Source organism: Candidatus Poriferisocius sp., from assembly GCF_965204145.1.
GTDB lineage: Bacteria > Actinomycetota > Acidimicrobiia > Acidimicrobiales > Bin134 > Poriferisocius.
Genome location: NZ_OZ241977.1, coordinates 2,839,670 through 2,865,853, shown reverse-complemented (window position 1 = coordinate 2,865,853; position 26,184 = coordinate 2,839,670). Strand labels below are relative to the sequence as shown.

Genomic DNA, 26,184 nt, shown 5'->3' with positions numbered 1-26,184 from the left:
AGGCCGGCCTGGCCGTCGGAGCGGCCAGGTCCGCCACCGGCGCCACCCCCCGAGCCGCCTACCGTTGGTCATCTCGGTCCTCTTTTGTTTTGTTGTTGTGTGAGTGGTACTGGTCTTCGGCGTGGTGGCAGGCGGCGAGTTGGTTGCCTATGGGGCGCAGGGCGGGGGTCTCTTGGGAGCAGATGTCGGTGGCTCGGGGGCAGCGGGGGGCGAAGGCGCATCCGGGGGGTGGGGCCAGCATGGATGGCGGGGTGCCCTCGATGGGCATCAGGCGGGTGCCCTTGGGGGCGTCGAGGCGGGGTATGGCGCCGAGAAGGCCGGCGGTGTAGGGGTGGGCGGGGCGTTCGAACACGTTGTCGGCCATTCCGGTCTCGGCTATCCGACCGGCGTACATCACCAGCAGCCGGTGGGCGGTGCGGGCTACCACGCCGAGGTCGTGGGTGATCACCACCAAAGCTGAGCCGGCGGCCTCTCGGGCCCGCTCCAGCACGTCGAGCACTTGGGCCTGAATGGTGACGTCGAGGGCGGTGGTGGGCTCGTCGGCGATCAGCAGATCGGGGTCGTTGGCGATGGCCATGGCGATCATGGCCCGCTGGCGCATGCCGCCCGACAGCTCGTGGGGATAGGAGTCCACCCGCTGGGGGGCGTTGGGGATGCCCACCAAGTCGAGCAGCTCGACTGCTTTCGTCCGGGCGACAGCAGTCTTGGTCTGCTGGTGGATGCGGACCCCCTCGGCTATCTGGGCCCCGACGGTCATCACCGGGTTCAGCGAGGTCATCGGGTCTTGGAACACCATGGAGATGGCCGATCCCCGCAGTTTTTCGAGTTCCTTGTCGGTCATGGCCAGCACGTCGCGGCCCCGGTAGGCGATGGTGCCGCTCACTTGGGCCGTGGCCGGCAGCAGGCCCAAGGCGGCCATAACGCTGACCGACTTTCCCGAGCCGGATTCGCCAGCGATGGCCAGCACCTCGCCCTCGTACACATCCCAGCTCACCCCCCGTACCGCCTGCACGTCGCCGTCAGGAGTGGGGAACACCACCTCCAAGTCCCGCACCGACAGCACCGGGACGTCGCCTCCAGTTCCAGCTTGGCCGGTCATCGCCGCTGCTCCCGGCGGGGGTCGAGGGCGTCGCGCAGCCCGTCGCCCACGAAGTTCACACACAGCACCAGCAGCACCAGCACCGCGCCCGGCAGATAGAAGAGCCACCACCGGGTGCGGGCCGCGTCGCGCCCCTCGTCCACCAGCGATCCCAGCGACACCTCGGGGGGCTGGATGCCGAAGCCCAAAAAGGCCAGCGCGGTCTCCAGCAGGATGGCGGTGGCCACCGTCAGGGTGGCGTACACGATGATCGAGCTCATTGCGTTGGGGATGAGGTGGCGGAAGATAATCCGGGAGTTCGACGCCCCCAGGGCCTCGGCCGCCTCGATGTACTCCTTCTCCCGGATGGAGAACACCTCGCCCCGCACCACCCGGGCCAACGGTGCCCACAGGAACAGGCCGATTACCACCGCCACGAACATGAGCGAGCTGCCGCCGCTGGCCCGAGTGCGGGTGCCCAGCACCATCAGCACCGGCAGGAGGGGAAGGATGAGCAGGAAATCCACCAACAGCCCCAGAGCGCCGTCTACCCGGCCCCGGAACCATCCCTGCACCGCGCCCATGATCGACCCCAGCACGGTGGCGATGCCCGCCACTACCAAGCTGACGTGGACTGACACCTGAAGTCCCCGCATCGACTGGGCGAACATGTCGTGGCCGATGGTGTCGGTTCCAAACCAGTGGTCGGCTGACGGTCCCTCGGAGAGATCAGACGACAAGTCCTTGTAACCCCAGCCGGTGAGCGGCTCGGCGGCGTAGCTGAACACGTAGGCCGCCACCAGCACGATGCCGGCGGCCACGGCCACCCGGTGGGCGAGAAACCGGCGAAGCACCAGCCGCCATTGCGATTTTGCCTCTGGCTCGGTTGGGGCACCGCCTTGGCCAGGCATAGAGCCAGTTCGGGCTTCCGGTTCGGCCGGAGCGCCGACGAGGATTCCGACCGGTACTTCAGCCATCTCTCACCCTCGGATCCAGAAGGCCATAGGTCAGATCGGTAAGCAGGTTGACGATGATCACCGATATGCCCACGGCCAGGAGCCAGCCCTGGGCAACGGCGACATCGCCGTTCAGCAGAGACTCCAGGAACAGGCGGCCCATGCCCTTCCAGTTGAAGACCACTTCGGTGACAACCGTGCCGCCGATGAGGGTGCCGAAGGTGAGCCCGGTGAAGCTCACTACCGGCAGGAGCGCGTTGCGCAGGGCATGGTGGGTGATGACCCGGCGCCGCGGCACTCCTTTGGCTCGGGCGGTTCGGATGTAGTCGCTTTCCAGCACATCGAGCATGGCCGAACGCTGGAAGCGGCTGGTGGCGGCCAATTGGATCGCGATGAGGGTGAGGGCGGGAAGGATGATGTGGCCGGCCCGGTCGGCCCAAGTCCCCCAGAAGTCGGCATCAAGCCGGGGCGACTGCTCGCCGATGGTGTAGAAGATGCGCCGACCCCACCAGTCGTTGAACCGGATACCCAGGTCCTTGAGCACTGCGCCCAGCCAGAACACCGGCATGGCGAAGAACAAGAAGGCGAAGAAGGTGGAGATGTTGTCGAACGCGCCGTATTGGCGGATCGCGCTCACCACCCCCACTGCCACGCCGACGATCACCGAGATAACGGTGGCGGCTATTACCAACCGCAAGGTGACCGGGATGGCCTCGCCCAGCAGGGTGGTGACCGGTCGGCCTTTGTCTGTAGAAGTGCCCATGTCGCCGGTGACCAGATCGCCGAGCCAGCTCCCGTAGCGCTCGATGAGGGGCTTGTCGAGGCCCAAACTGGCTTCCAGCCGATCGACCTGCTCAGCGCCTCCCGGTTGCGACATGAGAAAGACCCGTTGCTCGGCGATGGGGTCCACGGTGGCCACCAGCAGGAAGGCCACCAGGGTGGCGAAGAACAGTACGACGACCGATATGAGCAGCTTGCGTGTCGCGTAACCGAGCACTTATGGAAAAAGCTAGCTAGCCAGCTCCCATTCTTCGAGGTTCCATGTGAAGCTTTCGGTGGTGGGGTTGTCTTGGATGTTCTGGATGTTCTCATCCCAGGCCAAGAAGAAGGGGAGTTGGTAGACGGGGATGTTGGGGAGCGTCTCCCACATCAGGGCGTCGGCCTGGTTCAACAGCTCGGCTTGGCGGTCGAGGTCGAGGGTGAAGGTGGCTTCGGTCAAGAGCTCGTCAACCCGATCGTCGACGTAGGCCCCCAGGTTGGTCTCGCTGTCGATGCCGAATACTTGAGAGGCTGAGGCCGCGGGGAGGGGACCGCCTACCCAGGCGAAGATGGCCAAGTCGAAGTCTCCCGGCGGGCCCGGCGGGTCGTTGTGGGCGCCGAGGAGCGCTGGGAAGATCTCTCCGCCGGGCAGGTTGTCGATGGTGATCTGGATACCGGCCTCGGCCAGTTGGTTCTGCACCAGTTCTTGGAACTGCTCACGGCGGTTGTTGCCCCCGGTGGTGCGGATGCGCAGGCTCAGGCGCCGGCCGTCTTTGGCGTAGACATCGCCGTCCAGCTCCCAGCCGGCGGCTTCCAGAACGGTGCGGGCGGCGGCGGGGTCCCGCTGCTGGAACTCCGCGGGAGTGTGGTCCTCGTACTGGGTTTGGCCGTTCATGAATACCCGGTTGCCCAGGGCCTGGGCCGACTCGGAGAACGGCCGCATCAGCGCGGTCACGATCAACTCCCGGTCGAGGGCCAGCGCGATGGCCCGGCGGGCCTCCAGCGGCACCGTGGTGGTGTTGAACGTGATCTGCTCCCAGGTGGGCCCGAAGGTGATAGAGGTCTCCACCCCGCCGATACGGTTGACCTGCTCCACCAGGTCCACTTGGGGTTGCGGGTAGATCACGTCAACCTCGCCGTTCTCCAGCGCCAGCGGCAGGTTGCCCACATCGCTGATGAACCGGAACGTGACCTCGTCGATGCCGGGCCCGGCGCCGAACCAGGTGGGGTTGGCCACCAGGGTCAGATCGCTGCCCGGGTTGTACTCGTCCACCACATAGGGGCCGGCGCCGACTCCCGGGTCGGTGCGGAATCCCTCGCTCCAGTCACGGCCCAGATGGGCGGGCGGGAACGGGCCGGAGAACAGCTGGATGTACTCAACGTAGGGCTGGCCCGCTGGCCAACTGAGCCGAACGGCCTTATCGTCCACGACTTCCAGTTCCGCGCTGTCGAAGCCCGCGGTGCTGCCGCAGTCGTCCCCGGCCTCGTTGCAGTTCTCGAAAAAGAACACCAGGTCGTCGGAGCTGACCGGAGTACCGTCGCTCCAGGTGGCGTCTTCCCGCAGCCGGTATTCCACAACCAGCGGATCCTCGGTGATGACGGTGGGAAGCGACTCGCAGAAGTACGGCTCGAAGGAGAAATCAGGCCGGATCCGAACGCAGGTGGGCCAGACGGCTCGCATGATCTGGCGACCGGCCAGGAGCTGGTCGGCGGCGGTCAGATTGTTGAAGTTGGTGATCTCCTGCTCCAATCCGATGACCACCTCCTTTGGCGCTTCGTCGTTGCCGCAGGCTGAGCCCAGCAGGGCAAGTGCCAAGAGGGCGATCATCAGCTTGTGCCACTTGGGGTTGGCCTTGGTTCTTCCGGTTTTCCGCACGCCGCACACGATATCCCGGTCGTCGGATGTCGCTAAGGTCGATAGCATGGAAGCGAAGGGAACATATCCGGGTGTCCGGCGGTTGTAACCTCAACCGGTAGCGAAGGAGAGAGCAGTGACATTGGAAACAGTCCGCAACCCAGCGGCCCTCATCGAGATCACCGAGTTGGTGGATCGGCTGCTGGACGCCATTGATGGAGAGCTCACGAGCCGCTCCCGGGTGGTGGACGGACTGTTGGACCTGCGTCTCGCCGCTGCTGATCTTCCCGAAGTGGTCGCCCAAGTCGACGACTGCCTGGCCACGCTTCCCGGCAACACCACGGTGACCAACCTGTGGTGGATGGAGACGTTGGCCGACCTCCGCACGGCTGCTTCCAACTAGCTTCCCCCGGTTGGCGGCGGGTCCTGTCACCTACGGCGGCTTGGCCGTCGGTGCGGCCAAGTCCGCCTGCGGCGCCACCCCCCAGCCACCTGGGTTTACTTTCTGTCCGCAGACCCGCCTCTGTTCTCTCGCTGCGGGGCGGAGGATCGGCTGCACTGAACGAATGGGAGGGGTACTCTCGGGGAGGGAACGGGAGGTGGCTGATGACGGTGACTGAGTCTTCGGTGGTGGGGAGTAGGTTGCTTCGGAAGGAGGATCCGGAGTTGCTTACTGGGGAGGCCCGGTTTGTGGACGATCTGGACCTCACGGGGGCGTTGTGGGTGGCGTGTGTGCGGAGTCCGCATGCTCATGCTCGCATCAACTCGGTCGATCTTGGTGCTGCTCTTGACGCTGATGGGGTGGTGGCTGCTTATTCGGGGGCGGATCTGGCGGAGTCTTGGGGGCCGTTGCCTTGTGCTTGGCCGGTGACCGACGACATGAAGAATCCGGCCCATCTGCCGATTGCGGTGGACAAGGCCAATTATGTGGGCGATGTCGTGGCGGTGGTGCTGGCTGATGATCGCTACAAGGCGGTCGACGCTGCCGCCCTGGTGGAGGTGGACTACGAGCCTCTCGATGCGGTGGTCGACCTCGAGGACGCCGTGGCCGACAGCGTCGTCATCCACGAGGATCTGGGTACCAACGCCTCCTACACCTGGGAGCTGACTCCTGATGCCGACGCGGTGGAGGCCGCATTCTCTACGGCAGACCACGTGGTGGCCGAGCGCTACATCCAGCAGAGGCTGATCCCCGCGGCCATGGAGCCTCGGGGGGTAGTGGCGGTGCCCGCTCCGTTCGGGGGCGACATCACCATCTACTCGGCCACCCAGATTCCCCACATCCTCAAGGTCATGGTGGCACTCACCCTGGGGTTGCCCGAGCAGAAGGTGCGGGTGGTGGCTCCCTCGGTGGGGGGCGGTTTCGGCTCCAAGCTGAACGTGTACGCCGAAGAGATCATGTGTACTGCGCTGGCCCTGCGCCACGGTGTGCCGGTGCGCTGGACCGAGGGCCGCTCCGAGGCCGCCGGGTCCACCATCCAGGGTCGGGGCCAGATCCAAGACATCGAGCTGGCTGCCGACGCCGAGGGCCGGATAAGCGCGGTGCGGGTGAAGCTGGTGGCCGACATGGGGGCGTATCTTCAGTTGGTCACCCCGGGTGTGCCGCTCCTGGGTGCCTTCCTGTACCACGGCTGCTACGACATCCCGAACTACTCCTTCGTGTGCACGGGAGTGTTCACCAACATGACCCCCACCGACGCCTACCGGGGGGCGGGCCGGCCCGAGGCCACCTACGCCATTGAGCGGGCCATGGACTCGCTGGCCGCCGCGGTGGGGGTGGACCCGGCTGAGATCCGGCGGCGCAACTTCATCGGCCCCGAGCAGTTCCCCTACGAGTCGGCCCCTGGGCTGGTGTTCGACAGCGGCAACTATCCCCAGACCTTGGGGCGAGCCCTGGAAGTGGTGGACTACGAGGGGCTGCGGGCCCAGCAGGTCGAGCGCCGGGCCGCGGGGGACACCCGTCAGGTGGGCGTGGGCCTGTCGAGCTACGTGGAGATGTGCGGTTTGGCCCCCAGCCGGGTGCTGGCCTCGTTGAACTACGCGGCGGGCGGCTGGGAATCGGCCACCGTACGGGTGCTGCCCACCGCCAAAGTTCAGGTGGTGACCGGAACATCGCCCCACGGCCAAGGCCATGAGACGTGCTGGTCGATGATCGTGGCCGATCAGCTGGGCGTTGATCCCGACGACGTGGAGGTGCTGCACTCCGACACTGCCATCTCTCCGCTAGGGCTCGACTCCTATGGCTCCCGGTCGCTGTCGGTAGGCGGCACCGCGGTGTACATGGCGGCCGAGAAGGTCATCGACAAGGCCCGGCTCATCGCTGCCCACCAGATGGAGGCCAACGTGGAGGACTTGGAGTTCTCCGATGGCACGTTCCGGGTGCGGGGCCAGCCCGACGCGGAGATGCCGATGGCCGCGGTGGCCTTCGAGGCGTTCACCGCCCACAATCTGCCCGACGGCATGGAGCCCAACCTGGAGGGCCACATGACCTGGGATCCGCCCAACTTCACCTTCCCGTTCGGGACCCACGTGGCCGTGGTGGAGGTGGACACCGAGACCGGCGAAGTGGAAATGGTGGACTACGTGGCGGTGGACGACTGCGGCAACCAGATCAACCCGATGGTGGTGGAGGGCCAGGTTCACGGCGGCATCCTCCAAGGGGTGGCCCAGGCGCTGTGGGAGGAGGCCGCGTTCGATGCCGACGGCCAGCCCCGCAACGTGAGCTTCCTGGACTATCTGGTGCCGTCATCGGCTGAGACCCCGTCGTTCCGCACCGACTCCACGGTGACCCCCAGCCCCACCAACCCGATGGGGGTGAAGGGCATCGGTGAGGCTGGCACCATCGCCTCCACACCAGCAGTGGTCAACGCCATTGCCGACGCGCTATCCCCCCTGGGGATCAACGATATTGAGATGCCGGCCACGCCCGAGCGAATCTGGGAGCTGATCTCCGGGTCGCAGGATCCTCCTAGCCGCCGGCGGGGGCTGAGAGGGCTATTGCGGCGTTGATCAGGCCGAGGTGCGAGTAGGCCTGGGGGTGGTTGCCGAGTAGGCGCTCGCTGGCGGGGTCGTATTGCTCGGGAAGCAGGCCGGTGGGGCCGCATAGGTCGAGGTAGCGGTCGAACAGGGCTCGAGCGTCGTCGATCTGGCCGATGAGCGCGTAGGCCTCGATCAGCCACGACGTGCAGATCAGAAAGCCGCCTTCGGTGCCGGGCAGACCGTCGTCGTGGCGGTAGCGGTATACCGTCTGGCCGTCTCGCAGATCACTCTCTACCGCTTTGAGGGTGGAGACGAAGCGGGAGTCGTCGGGGGGGAGCAGTCCGCTCAAGCCGATCCACAGCAGGCTGGCATCCAGGTCAGTCGAGCCGTAGGCGGTGGTGTAGGAGCGGCGCTGCTCGTTCCACCCGTTCAAGATCACATCGGCGGCGATCTGGTGGCGAAGCGGGCTCCAGTACGAGGCCAGCTCGGGGTCGATGCGCTGGGCGATCTTGATGGCTCGATCTACGGCCATCCAGCACATGACCTTGGAGTGGACGTGGTGGCGGGGCGGGCGGCGCTCCTCCCAGATGCCGTGGTCGGGCTCGTGCCAGCGGGCGGCCACCGCCCCCACCACTGCCTTGACCACCTCCCAGTGCTGGTCGGTGAGGGTCACTTGGGCCTCGCACAGTCGCCAGGCCAAGTCCACCACCGGACCGAACACGTCGAGCTGCACTTGGTGCTCAGCGGCATTGCCGATTCGCACCGGGCGGCTGCCGGCGTACCCGGCCAGCTCGGGCAGCACCGCCTCCGGCAGGGCTTCGTCGCCGACCAGGGGATACACCGGGCGGAGCTGTTCGGGTCCGGGGAGGTGCTCCACCCGGTCGAGGATCCAATCCAGCAGTTGGCACGCCTCTTGGCTGCTGCCCAGAGCCAGCAGCGCGGCTGCGCTCATGCTGGCGTCTCGAGGCCAGCAGTAGCGGTAGTCCCAGTTGCGGACGCCGCCCATCACCTCGGGCAGGCTGGTGGTGGCGGCGGCCAGGATCGCTCCCGAGGGCTGGTGGCACAGCGCCTTGATCACCAGCGCTGATCGCTCCACTTCCTCGGCCGCCACCGACGGCAGCGTGAGCTTCTCTGTCCAGTCGCGCCAGTACTGCTCGGTGGCCTCGCGGCGATCGGGCTCAGTAGCCTCCGACCAGCCGAACCGGCCGGGAACGCCCAGACGCAGCATAAGCTCCAACGGCGCGCCGTCGAGCTCGACATGGGCCACCGCGGTCTGATGGGGGCCGTCGTCCACAATGTCCCAGCTCAACCCGGGCGCGGTCAGCATCATGGTCTCGGCGGCGCCGGTGATCTCGAGGCCGTCGTGGACCACGTGCAGGCCGGTGGGGGCCCGGCCGAAGTCCAATCGGGGGGCGAACTCGATGTCGATCTTCCCGGTGCCCTCGACGACTCGGACCAAGGTGGTGCGGCCCGCTGACTTAAGGGGCCGCCCCCGGGAGCAGTCCAGGTAATCGGTAACGGTCACATCTGACCACCGGGTCTCGACCACCATGGTGCCGTCCAGGTAGCGGTGGGAGATGGGCGGGCTGTCGTCGTGGCGGGTGATGGAGAAATGCCCGGCTCGGGCGCCCCCCAGCAGTCCGGCGAACACCGCCGGTGAGTCGGCCCGGGGGTGGCACATCCAGTTCACCGAGGCGTCGGAGGTGACCAGCGCCACTGTCCGCTGGTCGCTGAGCAGGCTGTGGCGCTCGATGGCCAGGTCGTGTTCACCCATGAGCCACGCCCGCCGGCGCTCGGCCACAAGGGCCAGCATCTGAGCCACTGACCGGGGGTCGTGCAGGCGGGCCCGGGCCAGGGTCGGCCCCGGTCCCACCTTCAGACCGAGGTCGGGGCCCGTAAGCCGGGCGAAGGCGTCCTCGTCGGTCACGTCGTCGCCGGCGAAGATCACCGCCTCGGCCGAAACGTCGGTTCTCAGCCGGTCGAGGGCGTCGCCCTTGTTGAGGTCCAGCACCGACAGCTCCACCACCATCTTGCCGGTCTTGACGTGAACGCCATCCCGGGAGCCCGGTCCGCTCAGCACGTCTTCCACCGCGATGGCAGCGATCTCGGGTTCGGCCTTGCGATAGTGGAAGGCGACTCCGGCCGGCTTGGGCTCGATGATGAACCCGTGGTCGCGCCGGGCGATGTCGTTCAGCTCCCCCAGTACCCGGTCGCGCAGGTCCCGCTGCTCTGAGGACAAGTCATCAGCGAAACCGACATCGAATTCAGTGCCGTGGCTGCCCACCAAGTGGATCTCCTCGGGCAGGCGGCTCAGTGCGGCCAGATCCCGCAGGGCCCGCCCGGAAATCACCGCCACGTGGGTGTCGGGCATGGCCGCCAGCTGGCGAAGCGCGGCCACCGACTCCCGGGTGGGTCGGGCTTCGTCTGGGTTGTCGATGATGGGGGCCAGGGTGCCGTCGTAGTCGCAGGCCACCAGCAGCACCGGCACTCGGGCCAGCTCTCGTAGCCGGGCGTCCACTTCTTCGGCCAACATGATTGGGCTGGCCTCGGTCATTCGCAGGCCTCCAGGCGGGCCAGGAAGCGCTCGGCCCAGCGCTGGGCGGTGTTGGTCCGCACTATTCGTCGCATGGCCCGCATGGCCGACTCGGCGTCGGCGTCGGAGCGATGGGCGGCGGCCTCCATGGCGGTTTTCAGCCCCTCAATGTCGTGAGGGTTGATCAGCTCGGCAGTCCGCAGCTCCTGGGCCGCCCCGGTGAACTCCGACAGCACCAGCACTCCGTTGTTCTCGGGGCGACAGGCCACATACTCCTTGGCCACCAGGTTCATGCCGTCGCGCAGCGGGGTCACCAGCATCACATCGGCGATGAGGTACATGGCCACCAGCTCTTCGATGGGGTGGCTCTGATGCAGGTAGTGGACCACCGGTCGGCCCATCACCCCGAAGTTCCCGTTCACGTCGCCCACCAACTGCTCCACCGCCCGGCGAACCTCGGCGTAGCCGGTGACCTGCGAGCGGCTGGGTTCGGCGATCTGCACTAGCACGCAGTCGTCCACCGACAGCCGCCCTTCGGCCAAGAGCTCCCGGAAGGCTCGCAACCGCACCTCGATGCCCTTGGTGTAGTCGAGGCGGTCCACTCCCAGCAGCACCGTGCGAGGCGAGCCCAGGGATTGGCGAATCTCCACCGACCGGGCTTGCACCGCGGGATCGGCGGCCAACCCGGCGATCCGGTCGGTGTCGATGCCGATGGGGAAGGCGCCCACTTGGCTGGTCCGCCCGTTGTGCTGGATCACCCTTCCGGTGGTTTTGGCTCCAGTGATGCGGTTCACTGCCCGGCAAAAGTTGTCGGCACCCAAGGGGGTTTGCAGGCCGATCAGGTCCGCGCCCAAAAGGCCGTCGATGATCTCGGTCCGCCACGGCAGCCGGATGTACAGCTCGCGGGCCGGGAAGGGGATGTGGAGGTAGAACCCGATCCGCAGGTCAGGCCGGGCCTCCCGCAGCAGGCCGGGTACCAGCAGCAGGTGGTAGTCGTGGATCCACACGGTGGCACCGGGGGCGGCCAGGTCGGCCACCGTGGCGGCGTAACGCTGGTTGACGGTGCGATAGACGTCCCACCAGGTGCGGTGGTATTCGGGGGGGACCAGAGCGTCGTGAAACAGCGGCCACAGGGTGGCGTTGGAGAACCCCTCGTAGAACAGCTGGAGCTCGCCCTGGCTCACGCCTACCGGATGGCACTGGAAGCCGTCCACCTCGAACGGCTCGGTGCCCGGCCCGGGCACGCCCGTCCAGCCAGCCCAGACCGCGTCGGGATTGCCGGACATGACGGGGCGCAGAGCCGATACCAGCCCGCCAGGGCTGGGAACCCACTTGGCCGTCTCGCCCTCCCACACCCGCCTGACCGGAAGGCGATTGGCCGCGACGACGAAGCTCCACTTCTGGTTGCCAGCAGCCACGAAGTCAAAATATCGCGCTTCGCTCTCAGTCGAGAACCAGCAGTTGGTCTGGGAGCTCGCGGTCGTCGGCGACATCGATCACCACTCGGCTGAGGGTGCCGGTGAAGGGGAATTGGCCGGTGGTTCGAGGGCTGGGGGATGGGGCTTTGGTGAAGCCCACGCTGATGCCCACTGCGTGGATATGGGTGTTGTGGGTGATGGGCATGTCCACCAAGGCGGTCTCAACGCCATCCACTAGCAGCCGGGTTGTACCGGCGTAGCTGCCGGTTCGCTCGAAGGCGGCGGTCACCGTAACCGTGCCGGTGGGCAAGGGCTCGGTTTCGGCCACGTAGTGCTCCCAGGCCATGTTGTAGTCCCACACCAGCCGCCCGCCCTGGATGAACAGGGCGAAGCCTGATGCCACGTCGCCGCAGGCCACCAGGGTGCCGTCGTCGCCGTCGGCCCGGGTCAGCTCCGCGGTGATCTCATAGGACACGTTCTTGAGGTCGGGGCAGCCGTCGCTGGGGATGTACGCCCCGTCGTAATAAACGAATCGGGACCGGCCGGTGATAGGCCGGGGCTTGGGCACGTGGAACCGCTCCAAAATGCGGTCGTCGAGGGGCAGCACTTGGTAGGCCCGGGCGGCCTCCCACCACCGGTCGACGAGCGCGGCCAGCCGCTCGGGCTCGGCTTGGGCCAGATCCCGGGCCTCGGAGAAGTCCTGATCGAGGTGGTACAGCTCCCAGCGGTCGTCGTCGAAGTTCTCCCCGGGGATGTGACGGGTCACCGCCTTCCAGCCGTCGACCCACATGGCCCGGTGGCCGAACATCTCGTAGTACTGCTCGGCCTTGGCGGTGGAGGCACCAGCGTCGGCGAAGGAGTACATCATGCTGGTGCCCTCCATCGGCATCTGGTCGACCCCGGCCACCTCGGCGGGCGGCTCCAGCCCGATGGCCTCCAACAGCGTGGGGGTGATGTCGCTCACGTGGTGGTATTGGGTGCGGACCGCGCCCCCGTCTGTGATCCCGGCTGGCCAGGAGATGATGAGCGGGTCGCGCACCCCGCCGGCATGGGTGTTCTGCTTGTACCACTTCAGCGGGGTGTTTCCGGCCATAGCCCAGCCCATGGGGTACACCATCCAGTTGCCAGGCCCGCCGATGTCGTCGATATTGGCCAACTGCTGGTCGATGGGCCGGGGGTCGAGGCCGTTCACATAGCGCATGGCGTTCTCGTGGCCCGACGGGCCGCCCTCTTGGGTGGCCCCGTTGTCGGACAACAGCACGACAACGGTGTTGTCGGCCTGGCCGATCTCCTTAAGCGTGGCGATGAGCCGGCCGAGGTGCTCGTCGGTGTGGGTGAGCATCCCGGCATAGGCCTGCTGCATCCGGGCGGCCACCTTCTGCTCGTCGGCGCTCAGGTCGCTCCAGTCGGGCACACCAGGGTTGAACGGGGGCAGCTCGGTGTCGGCGGGAACGATGCCGTTGTCCTTCTGGCGGTGGTACCGCTCTTCTCGGATGGCGCCCCAGCCGGCGTCGTAGCGGCTGTTGTAGCGGTCGACGTAGGGCTTGGGGACGTGGATCGGGTAGTGGCCGGTGCCGAAGCACAGGTACAGGAAGAAGGGCCGCTCGGGCCACGCCGAGGTCTGGGCGCTGACCATGGCGATGGCCTGGTCCACCAAATCCTCGGTGGCGTGGTAGTCGGGCCGCTCGGGCCGGTCGATGTGGTGGTTGTCGGCTACCAGGTCGGGGTCCCAGTGGTTGGTGGCGCCGTCCAAGAAGCCGTAGTACCGGTCGAAGCCCCGCTGGAGGGGCCACTGGTCGAAGGGGCCGGCCGGGGTGGTGTCCTCGATGGGGGCCAGGTGCCACTTGCCCACTGCGAAGGTGGAGTAGCCCGCGGGGCGGAGGATCTCGGCCAGAGTGGCCGCTCGATTGGTGATGCGGCCGGTGCAGCCGGGATAGCCGGTGTCCCAGTTGCTGACCACCGCCATGCCCACGGAGTGGTGGTTGCGCCCGGTGAGCAGGGACGCCCGGGTGGGGGAGCAGATGGAGGTGGTGTGGAAGTTGTTGTAGCGCAGGCCGGCGGCGGCGAGGGCGTTCATGGTGGGGGTTTCGATTTCGGAGCCGAAGCAGCCCAGGTCGGCGAAGCCGACGTCGTCGAGGACGACCATTACCACGTTGGGGCTGTTCGGCGGCGGGGTTACGGGGGTGGGCCACCACGGAGTCGAGTCGGCGACGGTGTTGCCGACTTTGCCGCCATAGGTTTGAGCATCAGAAGTCATGTGTGGTTGCTAGCACATCCAGGGTTAAGGTTGGCGTTGTGCCGGAGCGGTTGTTGAATGAGCGGTTGGTGGAGTTTGGGACGACGATTTTTGCGGAGATGTCGGCTTTGGCTTTGGCTACGGGGGCTATCAATTTGGGGCAGGGGTTTCCGGATACTGATGGGCCGCGGGAGGTGGCGGATGCGGCGGTGGCGGCTATTCGGGCGGGGCACAACCAGTATCCGCCGGGGCTGGGGATTGCCGATCTGCGGCTAGCGGTGGCGGAGCACCAGAAGCGGTTCTATGACCTGGATTTTGATCCGGACACCGAGGTGCTCATTACCGCGGGGGCTACCGAGGCAATCGCCGCCGTCATGCTGTCGCTGTTGGAGCCGGGCGACGAGGTGGTGTTGTTCGAGCCCTACTACGACTCCCACATCGCCGGGATTGCCATGGCCGGGGCCCAGCGGCGGCTGGTGACGCTGCGGCCTCCCCATTATCGGTTCGATCCCGACGAGCTGGCCGCGGCCATCGGGCCCCGCACCCGGATGATCGTGGTGAACTCGCCCCACAACCCCACCGGCAAGGTGTTCGACCGGGAGGAGCTCGAGCTGATTGCCGACCTGTGCTGCCAGCACGACCTGTTGGCAGTGACCGACGAGGTGTACGAGCACCTGGCCTACGACGGCGAGCACATCCCCCTGGTCTCGCTGCCGGGGATGCGGGAGCGCACCATCTCGGTGTCGTCGGGGGGCAAGACGTTCTCGTTCACCGGGTGGAAGATCGGCTGGGTGTGCGCGATTCCCGAGTTGCGGGACGCGGTCACCACCACGAAGCAGTTTTTGACCTTCGTCAACGGGGCGCCGTTCCAGCACGCCATCGCGGTGGGGCTGCGGCTGGGTGACGAGTACTTCGACGGCCTGCGGGCCAACTTGATGGCCCGGCGCGATCAGCTTTCCGATGGGCTGGCCGCCGCCGGGTTCGAGGTGTACCGACCGGCGGGCACCTACTTCGTGACCGCCGATGTGCGGCCGCTGGGGTTTGACGACGGGATGGCCTTGTGCCGCAGGCTGCCCGAGCTGTGCGGCGTGGTGGCCGTGCCCAGCGTGGTGTTCTACGACAATGAGGACGAGGGGCGGCATCTGGTGCGGTTCGCCTTCTGCAAGCGTCCCGAGGTGCTCGACGAGGCGGTGGAGCGGCTGGCCAAGCTGGGGACCGGCTCATGAAGGTCGCCGCGGTTCAGCACGACATCGTGTGGGAGGACCCTGAGGCGAACTTCGAACGGCTGGCTCCCAAGGTGGCCCAGGCCGCGGCCGACGGTGCCCGGCTGGTGGTGCTGGCCGAGATGTACTCCACCGGCTTCTCCATGGCCTCCGACCGGGTGGCCGAGTCCCCCGACGGGTCCAGCGTCGGCTTTCTGGCCGAGCAGGCCGCCGCCCACGGAGTATGGGTGTGCGGGTCGGTGCCGGTGCGGGATCCGTCGAGCGCCGAGCTGCCCTACAACCGATTCGTGCTGGCTGGCCCCGACGGGGTGGCCGCCTTCTACGACAAGATCCACCCGTTCTCCTACGGCGGCGAGCACGAGCACTACGCCGCCGGTTCTGAGCGCCTGACGGTTGCCATCGAGGGAGTGAGAATCACCCCGTTCGTGTGCTACGACCTGCGGTTTTCCGACGAGTTCTGGGGTCTGGCCCACGACACCGACTGCTACGTGGTGGTGGCGAACTGGCCGGCACCCCGCCGGGCCCACTGGTCGGCCCTTCTGGTGGCCCGGGCCATTGAGAACCAGGCCTACGTGGTGGGGGTGAACCGGGTGGGCACCGGCGGCGGCATCGACTACCAGGGCGACTCAGTGGTCATCGACCCGTTCGGGGTTGAGGTGGCCAGCGCGCCTGAGGGCGAAGAAGCGATCTTGTATGCCGAAATCGATCTGTCGAGGGTGGAGAAGATACGCACCCGCTATCCGTTTCTTGAAGACCGCCGATAGTCGAGGGTGCTGCCACGATGACCGGCGATAATCCGCCGGTGGGGGATTCCCAGCCGCTGTTCACGGCCCGCTTCGCCGCGCTGTGCCTGTGCGGGGTGTTCTACTTCATGGCGCTGGGGCTGGTGTATCCGGTGCTGCCCGGCTTCGTGAAGAACGATTTGGGCGGGGGGCCAGTGGCAGTAGGGCTGGCCGTCGGCGGGTTCGGGCTCTCGGCTGCGGTGGCCCGACCGCTCGTCGGCCCGCTGGGCGACTCCAAGGGGCGCCGCTTCGTAGTGGTCTGGGGATGCGTGCTGGCCGGACTGGGCATCCTCGGCAACGTATGGGTCACCACCGTCGCAGTGGCCCTATTGTTCCGACTGCTCACCGGCTTGGGGGAGGCCGCCTATTTCGTGGGTATCGCCGCCGCGGCCCAAGACATGGCTCCTGAGCATCGTCGGGGCGAGGCAACCTCCTACTTCTCGGTCACGGTGTACTCAGGTCTGGCTGTGGGGCCGATCCTGGGCGAGCAGTTGGAGGCGGCGGCCAATGCCGATGCGGTGTGGATTCTGGGCGGGGCCATGATGGCGGTCGCCACCGTGCTGGGCACGACCTCCATGCCCGGGCGTCCCGCGGATGCCCCGACAGGGTGGCCCACCTCGTTCATCCACTGGCCGGCCACCCGTCCGGCCTTGCTGCTGGGTTTGGGACTGCTGGGCTACTCCGGGTTCCTGGCCTTCATCAAGCTGCATGTGGATGACATCGGGTTCGCCCACTCCGGGGCGGTATTCGCCACCTTCGCTGTCATGGTGATCAGCCTGCGCATCCTGCTGGCCCGCCTGCCCGATCGGCTGGGGCCGCAGCGCACCAGCACCATGTCGTATGTGTGCTCGGCCACCGGGCTGTGGATCATCGCCTTCTGGTCACAGATCCCCGGCGTGTTCATCGGCACAGCGATCCTGGCCATGGGCCAGACGTTCTTGTTCCCCGCGCTATTCGTCATGGCCGTCCAGTCGGCACCGGCCAACAAGCGCAGCCAGGCCATCGGCACCTTCAGCATCGCCTTCGACCTGGCCGTCGGGCTCGGTGGGCTGATCCTGGGCGGCGTGGTGGAGGTGTCGTCGTACTCGATGGCCTTCTTCGCGGGTGGGTGCCTCTCGTTGATTGCCCTAGTGGTGAGCCGAACAGTGGTTCGGCCGCAGTTGAAGACTGCCTACTGAGATTGCCTATTGACAGCAGAGGGCTGCCGTAGGAGAGTTGGCCCCTTCCCCCTGAGCTTCCCCCTTCTCGCGCCACGCGCGCCCCCGAAAGCCCGAAGGGAAGTTCGATGCGAGGCACTGCGCTGCTGGTCTCAGCCGCCGCCTGCTTGCTTGCCGTGTCCAGCCCAGGTCCGGCTGCCGGCTGGCACCAGGCGGACAAAGGCACTTCGGTCGAGACGGAAGACGGTGAGGTGGATATCGGGGTATGGATCGAAGTGGACATCCCCGGAGCGTCGGAGCCCGACGCAAACCCCGATGATCCCTCGATGCCGCCCTGCTACTTCCGACAGGGCAACTACGCCGAGCTGAACGCCTGGTTGGAGAATGACTATGTGGCCGCCCCCGACCCCGACGAGACCTACATCTTGAAGCTCTGCAAGACCGAGGCGGGAACGCAGCTCGTCACGTTCTGGGTGTACCAGCCCGCGCCGCCGAAAGAACCTCCGCCGCCCACAATGAAGGAGACCATCCGGTTGCGCAACGAGGCCTGGGGGCGGCTGGCCATTCCCGAGCCGACCACGCTGACCGCGCCCCGCGAAGTCACCATCGTCCACCTCCCCACCTACGTGTGGGTGCCGGCTGCCGCTCGCACCCCGGTGTCAGAGACGGTGACCACCACGCTGGACGGCCACGAACTGACCCTCACCGCCACCGCCTTCCCTCGGCGGCTGGGCTTTCTGCGGGTTGCCATGGGCGACGGGACCACGCTGTGGTGCGATGCCGACCACGTCGTGGCCTTCAACCACTCCCGGGACCCGCTGGACCAGCCATCAAACTGCTTCCACTACTACCGGCAATCGTCGGTCAGCCAACCCGACCTCCGCTACCAAGTGGCCCTCACCGCCTACTGGGATGTCTCGGTGGCATGCGTGTTCAACGGCGGACCTTGCACCAACCCGCCCCCGGTGGTGCCCACCCAAGTGCTCACCGCCTCGCCCCACCCCATCGCGGTGGCCGAGATCCAAGCCCTCGCCAGCCCCGGCTAGCCCGCCTACCGGACCAACTCGCCGAACCCCCTGGCGACCCGCTGGGCTGTCACCACCGAACCATGGAAAACCAGGTGACAGCCCGGCGGGAGGGGGATAGAGTAATCAGTCCACTCGACGCGGGGTGGAGCAGTCTGGTAGCTCGTCGGGCTCATAACCCGAAGGTCGCAGGTTCAAATCCTGCCCCCGCCACTAGCAGATCCATTTCGCCAGCCTCGCTGCCTGAGTTCACGTAGGCTGAGCGATTGTCATGAGCAAGCGACTCTTTACCGCCAGCCGAGTGGTTCCTGCTGCTCCCGAGGACATCTTCGCCTTGTTGGCCGATCCGGCCCGCCACGTTGAGATAGACGGCTCCGGAACCCTTCAAAGGCTCATCAGAGGTCAGGGGTCCATGCAACTGGGGTCGAAGTTCACGATTGCCATGAAGGCCTACGGCTTCCCCTACAGAGTGACCAGCAAGGTGGTGGAGTACGAGGAGAACCGGCTCATCGCCTGGAGCCACTTCATCAAGAACCGCTGGCGCTATGAATTGGAGCCCGTAGAGGGCGGCACCCGGGTAACCGAGTCGGCTGACTACAGAAGCATCCGATTCCCATACCTCACCACGCGGATGATCAAAGAAGAGCTCATCGAAGACTCCATCGCCACCACCTTGGACAACCTCGTCAAGCGCTTCTCTTAATGATCTGAGCTTGACTCCCCTTGTCCAGATAATCCGGGAGTGGTCATGCCGCCTCCTCCATATCGAAGGTGTTCAAACGCCGATGCACCCGGTTTGCTCGTCAACAGAGCACCAAGCGACATTAAAGCCCAGGTAGCTTCACCCCAGCGTCCTGGGTTTTGTCATCGATAGGGTCATTGTCGTGGGAGGCCATGATCTCGACATCGACAAGTTCTATCGATGGGCTATGGGGGATCTCGTCGACAACCGGAATCTGGGGATCTTGGCGGAGTGGTTGGTGGGTCAAGCGCTCGGGGCTATCAGAGATAGCGAGGTGCGACATGAGTGGGATGCGTACGACTTGCTGTATGGGGAAGTCAAGGTTGAGGTCAAGGCCTCGGGTCTAGACCAAACTTGGCCGCAGGATCAGCCGTCGAAGCCGAATTTCAATATTGCCCCAAGGTGGAGGACATGGGAGGCCGAGAGCAACGACTGGATTGAGCACGATCCCCCCGTGAGATTCGCCGACGTGTACGTGTTTTGCCTCCATAAGCCAGAGGAGGCCAACAACGAGAACGTACGGGACCCAGCCTCCTGGGAGTTCTGGGTGGTATCGAAGCAGAAGCTCAACGATGAACTCAGTACGCAGAAGACTGTCGGCGTTGCGACTCTGAATGGGCGGTTCGGGGAACCTATCGCTTGGTCCGAAATCAAAGATGCATTAGATCGATGTATCGATGGCAGCCAGCAAGTGTCGCTGCAAGCGGAGCCTTAGTTCTCCTTCAGCGCTGCTACTGAGCGGGGGAGACCAGATCGGGCGAGGCGGTCGAGGACATCAGAGATGCTCATCGGTGGGTTCGTTAGGGCAGCAGCTTGTGCTTGGATGACGTTGGAGACCGTGGTGGGCGACAGGTCGATTAGGTGGAGCACGAAGACGTCGGCTGTTTGGGCCTCGATGTTGTAGGTCTCGAGTGTGTGCAGGGGGAAGTCATCGATGTTCTCGGTCACTATGACTTGAGAGCCGGAGCGGATGGCAGCGGCGAGCACATGGCGGTCGTTGGGATCGGGCAGGTTGAGGCCCTCAATGAGATCTTCGTATCCGGTGGTGACGCTGTCGGGGACTGCGTCACACATCAGCTCCCGAGTGCGTGAAAGTTGGGCCTCGTCGAGGTCGGGTCTTCGAGCGAGAATTGAGGAGATCATCTCGTCGAGGATGTCTTGGCTCCAATGGGCTCGAAAGAGCCCGGTCATGGCGAGTCGGACCAAAAAGTCGCGTAGCCCAGCGGGGTGGAGCACGCAGGCGTCGTAGGTGGCGTCGAAAGACACTGAGGGTGGATTAGGTCAGTAGTCGAGGCCGAGGCGTTGGGCTTCTGCGGTTAGTTCGTTGGCAATGGATTGGCGCTCGACATCGTCAACGCGTTTGTAGGCGAGAAGGTCGGCGAGCAGCACTCGGCGTCGGTTTCCGACTCGGCGATAGGGGATCTTGCGCTCCTCGAGCAGCTTCACCAGGTAGGGGCGCGAGACGTTCAATAGGTCCGCGGCTTGCTGGGTGGTCAACTCGGTGTGAACTGGAGCGACAGTCACGGCGTTGCCGTTGGCGATCTGGGCCAAGATGTCCACCAGTAGCCGAAGTGCGTGTCCGGGAATTTCCAGAGTGGAGTCATCGTCATCCGCCTCCAAGGAGACCGATGCGGTGCTCACTGTGGGGTGTCTGCGAAGGAAGCGCTCTAGGGCGTCGACGGCTTCAGCGGCCTGGCTGGCTGTAGCCGCGTCTGGAATCGCGAGTTGATGATCAAGTACTGCTGAGGGTGCCACCCATTACCTCCATTGCATTTGTCGTATGCCGATCGGTTTCGACGCAGTCAAAACCTGAGTTGTGCCAAGCGACACGTTATGTGTCAGTGTAAGCTACGTTCGAAATATTCGCAATAGAAGAAACTAACGAACATGTATGAATGCAGCATGCAGGCCGGTTGCATCTACCAGAGTTCGTCTAGGTATTGGGTGGTGCCGGGGATGGTGGGGATGAAGGGGGCGGCTAGTTCTAGGCGGGCGCCTTGGGCGGCGACGTCGTCGGCGAGGGTGGCGAAGGCGTCCCAGCAGTGCTCGGGGTCTTGGTTGCAGAAGTAGAGGCGGATCACCTCGGGGCACTCGCCGGTGAGGGGCGGCATGCCGCCTTCTCTATTGACTTGGACAAAATCGATGATCTGGCCGATGGGGCTGTCCTCGGCCAGCAGCTCAAGGTCGCGCCCCGCTCGCAATCCGGCTGCGGCCGCCAGCACCGAGTCGGTGTCGTCGCCTCTGATCCAGGCCACGACTAGCCCTTCGTAGGGGTGGTCGAGGGCGATCTCGGGCGGGACCGGTGCCGGGCCTCGGCCGACCGACCCGGCGAGGTCGTAGCCGGCGGTGCTGACGTGGTCGCGGTTGGGGTTCATCCGGCCTGCGGCGAACAGGTCGGGGCCGACGGAGAACGAGTAGCCGAAGGTGTCGGTGTCGCGCCCCTCCTCCATCCAGTACAGGGCGATGAACGAGCCGTTGTCCACCGGATCGGCCACCGCGCCGTCGGCAGGGAAGCGCAGATTCTTCAGCCGCCTCGTGGCCACGTAGCGCCGGTACCCGAAGCAGCCCGGCGCGGCCAGCATGGCGGCATAGGCATGGTCGTGCTCGTACCAGCGGTTGTACTCGTGCAGCCCCTCGCCTCGGTGGGGCTCGATGAAGGTGATCATCGAGTGGCCGAGATGGATCTGGCTGCCGACGGCCAGGTTCGTATCAGACATGTCGTTGCCTCCTGTCGATGCCGCATGATACGGGCGGGCTCATCTCTCGGTGCTCTCGGAGGATCAAGCCCCATCACCTGTCAGGCCTGCCGATCTTGCTGAGCAGGGTAGCGAGGCGGTCATAACGGGGATCTTCGTCGCCAGCGATCCGTCCCACCCAGCGCAGGGCCTCAGCGGTTTCGATGTGGGTACCGATGGCGATCATGGCCTCGATGTCGATCCAATCTTTGGGCCGGTCGAACACTGCCTTGCAGACGCTGAGGTGGGTGGCAGATAGCACCCGAATGGTGTGATCAGCAAAGGGAACGGACACGGCCGCACGGTTGGCCGCGTCATGAAATGGGTCGTAGGAGAAGAAGAGATCGATAGGTGTGTTGTCCCACATGATCCGCACTTGGCCGTCACGGGCAACTGTCTCGGCTGCGGTGTGGATTTCAGCCCCAAGTTCACTCAGTAGATCGAGCACCTCATGGCTCCGGTCCACTGTGACGAAGACGTTCAGGTCGATGTCGATGGTGGCTCTCGGCTCAGCGTGGTAGCCGAGCGAGATCGCACCGCCGAAGGCATGAGGGATGTCTTTCAGGGCATGGCCAATGGCGAGGATCTTTTCGGGTAGCGACAGCCGGGTCACGACGAGTCGATTCGCGGATAGGCAAGCGGTGCGCGATTGCGATGCCCGATGGCATCGGCCAAAAGGAGCACATCCACCAGTCTTTCGCCGTGCTCAGCGAAGCTCGTCGGTGGCGGTATGTCGGGCGGTTCGTCAGCCAAGCGAAGCTCCAGTCGGCCGCCTGCGGCTGCAACGAGCCGCCGCAGCGTCCGGGTCGTCGGATCGCGTCGCCCGCGTTCGTAGGCAGAGATCACTGGTTGGCTAGTACCAGCCCGTCTCGCCAACTCCGCCTGGTTCAAGCCAAAGCGTCGCCGCGCCACTCGCAGCAATTCCGCCGGTTCCATAACCAGCAGTATATATCGACTTGTCTATATATGGTGCATGGGCGTTCTTGTGGCATCATGTTTCTCATGGTTCCAAGCTCGCAGAATGGAGAAAGCGGCCTCGATATCGAGGGGTTCTATCGGTGGGCGATGGGGGACCTCGTCTGTAGGGTTCGGCGGTGGTTTCTGTGAGTCCGTGGCTGCTTGAAGACGGGGTGCTGCACCTCAACCACGGGTCGTTTGGGGCGACGCCGGCTTCTGTACTGGAAGCGCAGGAGCGGGTGCGGCGGCGCATGGAGGCCAACCCCACCAGGTATTTCGTCGGCGACGAGTACCAGCATGAACTGGATACCGCCCGCCGGGTGGTGGCCGACTTCGTGGGGGCCGATGAGGCGGGGCTGGTGTTCGTGAACAACGCCACCACCGGCGTGAACGCGGTGATGCGGTCGCTGGAGCCGAGCCTCGCCTCTGGGGATGAGATCCTTATCACTGACCACGAATACAACGCCTGCGTGAACGCCGCGATGGTCTCGGCGGAGAGGACCGGCGCCCAAGTGGTCACCGCCCGGGCGCCGTTTCCACTGGAGTCCTCCCAGCAGATCGTCGATGCCGTGCTCGGGGCGGTTACCGATCGCACTCGTATCCTGATGATTGACTCAGTGACCTCGGCAACGGGGCTGGTAATGCCGGTGGCCGAGCTCGCCGCCGCCTTAGAGCCCGATGTGGCGGTGCTGGTTGACGCAGCCCACGGCCCCGGCATGATCGACTTCGACGTTTCTGCTTTGGGCGTCTCCTATGTGACCGCCAACTGCCACAAGTGGATGTGCGCGGCCAAGGGCGCGGCGTTGCTCTGGGTTCGGGAGGATCGCCGAGAGGGGGTGTACCCCCCGGTCATCAGCCACGGCTACAACGGCGGCTGGCCATCCAGCGGCAGCGACTTCCATGCCCAGTTCGACTGGACGGGAACCCAGGACCCCAGCCCCTGGCTCACGGTACCCGACGCCCTGGACGCGGTGGCCGCCATGCACCCCGACGGCTGGCCCGGGGTCCGGAAGGCCATTCGGGAGCTGTGCCTGACCGGTCGGGAAATCCTGCTCGACGCCCTGGGGATCGATCCGCCAGCTCCAGAGGACATGATCGGGTCCATCGCCTCGGTGCCGGTCCCTCCCGCCGACCATTCAGGATCAGAGATATTCGACCCCCTCATGGACGCGCTGGCCGACAAACACAACATCCTGGTACCGGTTTTCGCCTGGCCCGACCCGCCCGAGCGCCTGCTGCGTATCTCCGCCCACCTCTACAACGAGGAATCCGACTACCGGATCCTGGCCACCGCCCTCCTCGCCGAGCTCAGCGCCTGACCTATCCCGGATAGACGAGCCACAAAACTGACAGCACGACCCAGGTGAAGACCACCAGCCAATAAGTACCCGGTTGCTCGCGGCGGGTGACGCGCTGGACGAAGCTGCTCTCGCCGGTGACGATGTCGAATGCGGCCCAGGCCAAGAACAGCAGGGCAAAGAGCCAAATCTGGTTGGATAGCGAAAAGGCCCACACCGCGGCCACCGCAGTCCATGTCGGCCACAACCGCAAGGATCGGGTTTGAGTTGGTCGGGCAGGATTTGGGATCACCGGATCTCCTCGGCGTGGACGGCGGGCGGCTCAATGCCGTTGATCCGCCAATTGAGGTAGTGGCCGAAGTCGGCCACTACCCGCTCAATGGGAACGAGATGTCCGGGCTCAAAATCCCCTATGGCACCACGCTGTCCTCTCTCGCAGATGGCTTTGTCCTCGGGCAGGAAGTCCGGCAGCGAGTAGGCCGCCGCGCTGCTGGCCAATTGACTGGTCCAGCGCCTGAACCGATCAATAGTGCGAGCACCGGGAGATGAGGCAGCAGCCCCTCCAGTTCGGATGGCGCAGCGTTGGGCGCCGATCGGGTGGGCCGTCTGCCAGTAGAAGCCGCCGGAGTTGAACACGCCCACGAAGTTGGGCGGCAGGCTGATCAGGAGGTAGTCCCCCTGGTTTTCCGCCTTGCCACCGGTGGCTGTCGCCCTGGCCGAGCCTGCGATGTAGTAGGCGTCCCTGGTCGGCGTGAAGGGCTCGAGCGTCTTGGGGTGGACCTGGAACAAGTGGTAGCTCTCCATTGCGTTCACAATTGCCAGCTTCCAGTTGCATTCCCACTCCTGTGTGTCCTGCTGATCTGAGCGGTGTGTCATCTGGTCGATCCCTTGCGCGACCACGTGGGGCTCGATGGCCGAGAAACGCTCGGTGAGCGGCTCCACGTCAGGGTTGAGACTCACGAACACCAACCCGTGCCAAGACTCGACTCGATATTTCGGCAGGCAGTGTGCGGCCTTGTCGATGGCGTCGTTCGGAGCGAACGGCACCGACAACAGCCGACCGTCGTCGTTGTAAGTCCAAGCATGGTACGGACACTGGATTCGCTTGGCGCTCGACGGCCGATCGACCAGCAGGGTTCCCCGATGAGCGCAGAGGTTCGACATTGCCGCCAGCTCGCCCTGCTGATTCCGCCACAACAGGACTGGCTGGTTGCCGATGATGACCGGAAGCTGATCGCCTGAAGCACCGACATGATCCTCGGTGGTGACGAACACCCAATCTCCGTGCCAGATGCCGTCCATCTCGGCCTGGAGGAACGAAGGATCCCGGTAGGCGATGTTGGGCAGGGCACGGTCGGGGGCGAACGTCAGTGCAGCGGAACTCACAGGGGGCAATGTAGCGGGATTGTCGCAGAAAGACAACGGTCGTTGATAAAATACGACAATATGGCAAGTCCGAGGGAGAGGAGCACAGTGGCCCTATGAGTTATGTTCCAACCCGAGCCCTTGTCCTGTCGGGGATTGGCCAAGACGGTCGGGTGTCAGCCGGCCCTTTGTTTGCCATGGCCTCTCTCCTCGGCCATTCCGACAAGGCAATGCGCGACTGTCTCGGCCGGGTTGTCAGGGAGGGTCTGTTGACTCAATCCGGGGGTCGGGGCCGCTCGGCGGAATATTGGGTGACCGATGCGGGACGGGCCGAGCTCGACGTGGATCTTGGCTGGTCAGCCTTTGCGCATCGAGTCGATGCCGGACTCGAACCCTGGGATCGGTATTGGCGGCTGGTCGGGTTCGGGATTCCAGAGAGGCGTCGGGGGGCCCGCGATGCGATTCGCAACCTGCTGGTCGAGTTTGGGGCTGCCCCTGTCCAGTCGGGGCTCTACGTCCACGCCTACGATCTGACTGACTTCGTCTTCCAGCTCGCCGATCACCTCGAGGTGTCCGACGCCGTGACGACTTTCGCCACCCGAACGATCCGAGTCGGGGAGGAACTTTCCGATGACCATCTTGTAGAGCGGCTTTGGCCGTTGGCCGACCTCTCCGGGCGGTACGAGGTGGTTGGCCGGCAATTGGCGTCCATAGCCGAGCAGGCCCCAACGATGGACGGCGACCAAGTCGCAGCTTCCATGGTCTCGGCCATCGTCGCCACCGAAGCGGTCATGCGCGACGATCCGCTCTTGCCGTCCGAACTCCTTCCCGACCGATGGCCCGGCACCGAAGCCCGTCAGGCCTTCTTGACCGCGCACTCCGCAGCCAGCACCCAAAGCGAGCTATTCCGCAATTCCCAGCTGATGCAGTCCTACACCCAAGAGATTGATCGCGCCCTCGCCGAAACGTCTGGTTCGTTTTGGAATCGGTGGTGGCCCCGCCTCACCAACGCCTATCAGGACAGACTGCCTCCAGCAGCGACTCGCTCCTAGCTCTCTCCGCGCTGATGACATCCGCCGAGCGTGT

General features: G+C 65.4%; 24 protein-coding genes and 1 tRNA gene. 11 read left to right on the top strand and 14 right to left on the bottom strand.

The window, feature by feature from the left end; translation table 11 throughout:
- Positions 1-58 precede the first annotated feature (58 nt).
- From ACOGI7_RS13290 to ACOGI7_RS13275, 4 genes are read right to left on the bottom strand one after another with little or no spacing between them, the layout of a single operon-like run.
- Complete coding sequence (locus ACOGI7_RS13290; RefSeq protein WP_419849238.1) at positions 59-1,099, bottom strand: ABC transporter ATP-binding protein; 1,041 nt, start codon at positions 1,097-1,099, stop codon at positions 59-61.
- Positions 1,096-2,055: an ABC transporter permease gene (locus ACOGI7_RS13285; protein ID WP_419849237.1), complete on the bottom strand. Its 960-nt coding sequence runs from the start codon at positions 2,053-2,055 to the stop codon at positions 1,096-1,098. The genes ACOGI7_RS13290 and ACOGI7_RS13285 overlap by 4 nt, the downstream gene beginning before the upstream one ends.
- Positions 2,048-3,031: an ABC transporter permease gene (locus ACOGI7_RS13280; RefSeq protein ID WP_419849236.1), complete on the bottom strand. Its 984-nt coding sequence runs from the start codon at positions 3,029-3,031 to the stop codon at positions 2,048-2,050. The genes ACOGI7_RS13285 and ACOGI7_RS13280 overlap by 8 nt, the downstream gene beginning before the upstream one ends.
- A gap of 12 nt (positions 3,032-3,043) precedes the next feature.
- On the bottom strand, positions 3,044-4,669 hold the full coding sequence (locus ACOGI7_RS13275) for an ABC transporter family substrate-binding protein (RefSeq protein WP_419849235.1): 1,626 nt from the start codon (positions 4,667-4,669) through the stop codon (positions 3,044-3,046).
- Positions 4,670-4,784: 115 nt separating this feature from the next.
- Here ACOGI7_RS13275 and ACOGI7_RS13270 point away from each other — a divergent pair, with 115 nt between their 5' ends.
- Both ACOGI7_RS13270 and ACOGI7_RS13265 read left to right on the top strand, forming a co-directional pair.
- Complete coding sequence (locus tag ACOGI7_RS13270; protein ID WP_419849234.1) at positions 4,785-5,051, top strand: hypothetical protein; 267 nt, start codon at positions 4,785-4,787, stop codon at positions 5,049-5,051.
- Positions 5,052-5,254: 203 nt separating this feature from the next.
- Positions 5,255-7,657 carry a xanthine dehydrogenase family protein molybdopterin-binding subunit gene (locus ACOGI7_RS13265; RefSeq protein WP_419849233.1) on the top strand — a complete coding sequence of 801 codons (2,403 nt, stop codon included), beginning with the start codon at positions 5,255-5,257 and terminating at the stop codon, positions 7,655-7,657.
- Here the strand turns inward: ACOGI7_RS13265 and otsB are convergent.
- Genes otsB through ACOGI7_RS13250 form a run of 3 tightly spaced genes read right to left on the bottom strand, consistent with a single transcriptional unit; the run spans position 7,617 to position 13,835 of the window.
- Positions 7,617-10,181, bottom strand: a complete 2,565-nt coding sequence (otsB, locus tag ACOGI7_RS13260) for a trehalose-phosphatase (RefSeq protein WP_419849232.1) — start codon at positions 10,179-10,181, stop codon at positions 7,617-7,619. The genes ACOGI7_RS13265 and otsB overlap by 41 nt on opposite strands.
- Positions 10,178-11,578 carry an alpha,alpha-trehalose-phosphate synthase (UDP-forming) gene (locus tag ACOGI7_RS13255; RefSeq protein ID WP_419849231.1) on the bottom strand — a complete coding sequence of 467 codons (1,401 nt, stop codon included), beginning with the start codon at positions 11,576-11,578 and terminating at the stop codon, positions 10,178-10,180. Before ACOGI7_RS13255 ends, otsB begins: the two co-directional genes overlap by 4 nt.
- A 25-nt stretch (positions 11,579-11,603) precedes the next feature.
- On the bottom strand, positions 11,604-13,835 hold the full coding sequence (locus ACOGI7_RS13250) for an arylsulfatase (protein WP_419849230.1): 2,232 nt from the start codon (positions 13,833-13,835) through the stop codon (positions 11,604-11,606).
- A gap of 38 nt (positions 13,836-13,873) precedes the next feature.
- Here ACOGI7_RS13250 and ACOGI7_RS13245 point away from each other — a divergent pair, with 38 nt between their 5' ends.
- The 7 genes from ACOGI7_RS13245 (at position 13,874) to ACOGI7_RS13215 (ending at position 19,458) form a co-directional block, all read left to right on the top strand.
- Positions 13,874-15,040: a pyridoxal phosphate-dependent aminotransferase gene (locus tag ACOGI7_RS13245; RefSeq protein ID WP_419849229.1), complete on the top strand. Its 1,167-nt coding sequence runs from the start codon at positions 13,874-13,876 to the stop codon at positions 15,038-15,040.
- Positions 15,037-15,801 carry a carbon-nitrogen family hydrolase gene (locus ACOGI7_RS13240; RefSeq protein WP_419849228.1) on the top strand — a complete coding sequence of 255 codons (765 nt, stop codon included), beginning with the start codon at positions 15,037-15,039 and terminating at the stop codon, positions 15,799-15,801. Before ACOGI7_RS13245 ends, ACOGI7_RS13240 begins: the two co-directional genes overlap by 4 nt.
- A gap of 17 nt (positions 15,802-15,818) precedes the next feature.
- Entirely contained in the window at positions 15,819-16,997 is a 1,179-nt protein-coding gene (locus ACOGI7_RS13235; RefSeq protein ID WP_419849227.1) for an MFS transporter, read from the top strand.
- Positions 16,998-17,104: 107 nt separating this feature from the next.
- Positions 17,105-18,022 (top strand): hypothetical protein, encoded by a 918-nt coding sequence (locus ACOGI7_RS13230; protein ID WP_419849226.1) that lies wholly within the window; start codon positions 17,105-17,107, stop codon positions 18,020-18,022.
- Between the two features lie 118 nt (positions 18,023-18,140).
- Positions 18,141-18,214: transfer RNA gene (locus ACOGI7_RS13225), tRNA-Met, on the top strand.
- A gap of 58 nt (positions 18,215-18,272) precedes the next feature.
- Positions 18,273-18,704 (top strand): SRPBCC family protein, encoded by a 432-nt coding sequence (locus ACOGI7_RS13220; RefSeq protein ID WP_419849225.1) that lies wholly within the window; start codon positions 18,273-18,275, stop codon positions 18,702-18,704.
- A 181-nt stretch (positions 18,705-18,885) separates the two neighbouring features.
- The gene (locus ACOGI7_RS13215; protein ID WP_419849224.1) at positions 18,886-19,458 is read left to right on the top strand and encodes a hypothetical protein; all 573 of its coding nucleotides are present in this window, start codon (positions 18,886-18,888) and stop codon (positions 19,456-19,458) included.
- Here ACOGI7_RS13215 and ACOGI7_RS13210 read toward each other — a convergent pair.
- The 5 genes from ACOGI7_RS13210 to ACOGI7_RS13190 all read right to left on the bottom strand — a co-directional run bounded on the left by ACOGI7_RS13210 (position 19,455) and on the right by ACOGI7_RS13190 (position 22,414).
- Positions 19,455-20,009 (bottom strand): PIN domain-containing protein, encoded by a 555-nt coding sequence (locus ACOGI7_RS13210; protein ID WP_419849223.1) that lies wholly within the window; start codon positions 20,007-20,009, stop codon positions 19,455-19,457. The genes ACOGI7_RS13215 and ACOGI7_RS13210 overlap by 4 nt on opposite strands.
- 15 nt (positions 20,010-20,024) lie before the next feature.
- Positions 20,025-20,384, bottom strand: a complete 360-nt coding sequence (locus ACOGI7_RS13205) for an excisionase family DNA-binding protein (RefSeq protein ID WP_419849222.1) — start codon at positions 20,382-20,384, stop codon at positions 20,025-20,027.
- A gap of 278 nt (positions 20,385-20,662) precedes the next feature.
- On the bottom strand, positions 20,663-21,460 hold the full coding sequence (locus ACOGI7_RS13200) for a hypothetical protein (RefSeq protein ID WP_419849221.1): 798 nt from the start codon (positions 21,458-21,460) through the stop codon (positions 20,663-20,665).
- 73 nt (positions 21,461-21,533) lie between these two features.
- Positions 21,534-22,091 (bottom strand): nucleotidyl transferase AbiEii/AbiGii toxin family protein, encoded by a 558-nt coding sequence (locus tag ACOGI7_RS13195; RefSeq protein ID WP_419849220.1) that lies wholly within the window; start codon positions 22,089-22,091, stop codon positions 21,534-21,536.
- On the bottom strand, positions 22,088-22,414 hold the full coding sequence (locus tag ACOGI7_RS13190) for a helix-turn-helix domain-containing protein (RefSeq protein ID WP_419849219.1): 327 nt from the start codon (positions 22,412-22,414) through the stop codon (positions 22,088-22,090). Before ACOGI7_RS13190 ends, ACOGI7_RS13195 begins: the two co-directional genes overlap by 4 nt.
- Positions 22,415-22,572: 158 nt before the next feature.
- On the opposite strand from ACOGI7_RS13190, the gene ACOGI7_RS13185 reads away from it, so the two are divergent.
- Positions 22,573-23,754: an aminotransferase class V-fold PLP-dependent enzyme gene (locus ACOGI7_RS13185; protein ID WP_419849218.1), complete on the top strand. Its 1,182-nt coding sequence runs from the start codon at positions 22,573-22,575 to the stop codon at positions 23,752-23,754.
- Position 23,755: 1 nt separating this feature from the next.
- Here the strand turns inward: ACOGI7_RS13185 and ACOGI7_RS13180 are convergent, their stop codons facing one another.
- Together ACOGI7_RS13180 and ACOGI7_RS13175 are read right to left on the bottom strand one after the other, a co-directional pair.
- On the bottom strand, positions 23,756-24,025 hold the full coding sequence (locus tag ACOGI7_RS13180) for a hypothetical protein (RefSeq protein ID WP_419849217.1): 270 nt from the start codon (positions 24,023-24,025) through the stop codon (positions 23,756-23,758).
- Positions 24,022-25,119 carry an aromatic ring-hydroxylating oxygenase subunit alpha gene (locus ACOGI7_RS13175; protein WP_419849216.1) on the bottom strand — a complete coding sequence of 366 codons (1,098 nt, stop codon included), beginning with the start codon at positions 25,117-25,119 and terminating at the stop codon, positions 24,022-24,024. The genes ACOGI7_RS13180 and ACOGI7_RS13175 overlap by 4 nt, the downstream gene beginning before the upstream one ends.
- A 290-nt stretch (positions 25,120-25,409) precedes the next feature.
- On the opposite strand from ACOGI7_RS13175, the gene ACOGI7_RS13170 reads away from it, so the two are divergent.
- Entirely contained in the window at positions 25,410-26,150 is a 741-nt protein-coding gene (locus ACOGI7_RS13170) for a PaaX family transcriptional regulator C-terminal domain-containing protein (protein WP_419849215.1), read from the top strand.
- The last annotated feature ends 34 nt before the right edge of the window (positions 26,151-26,184 follow it).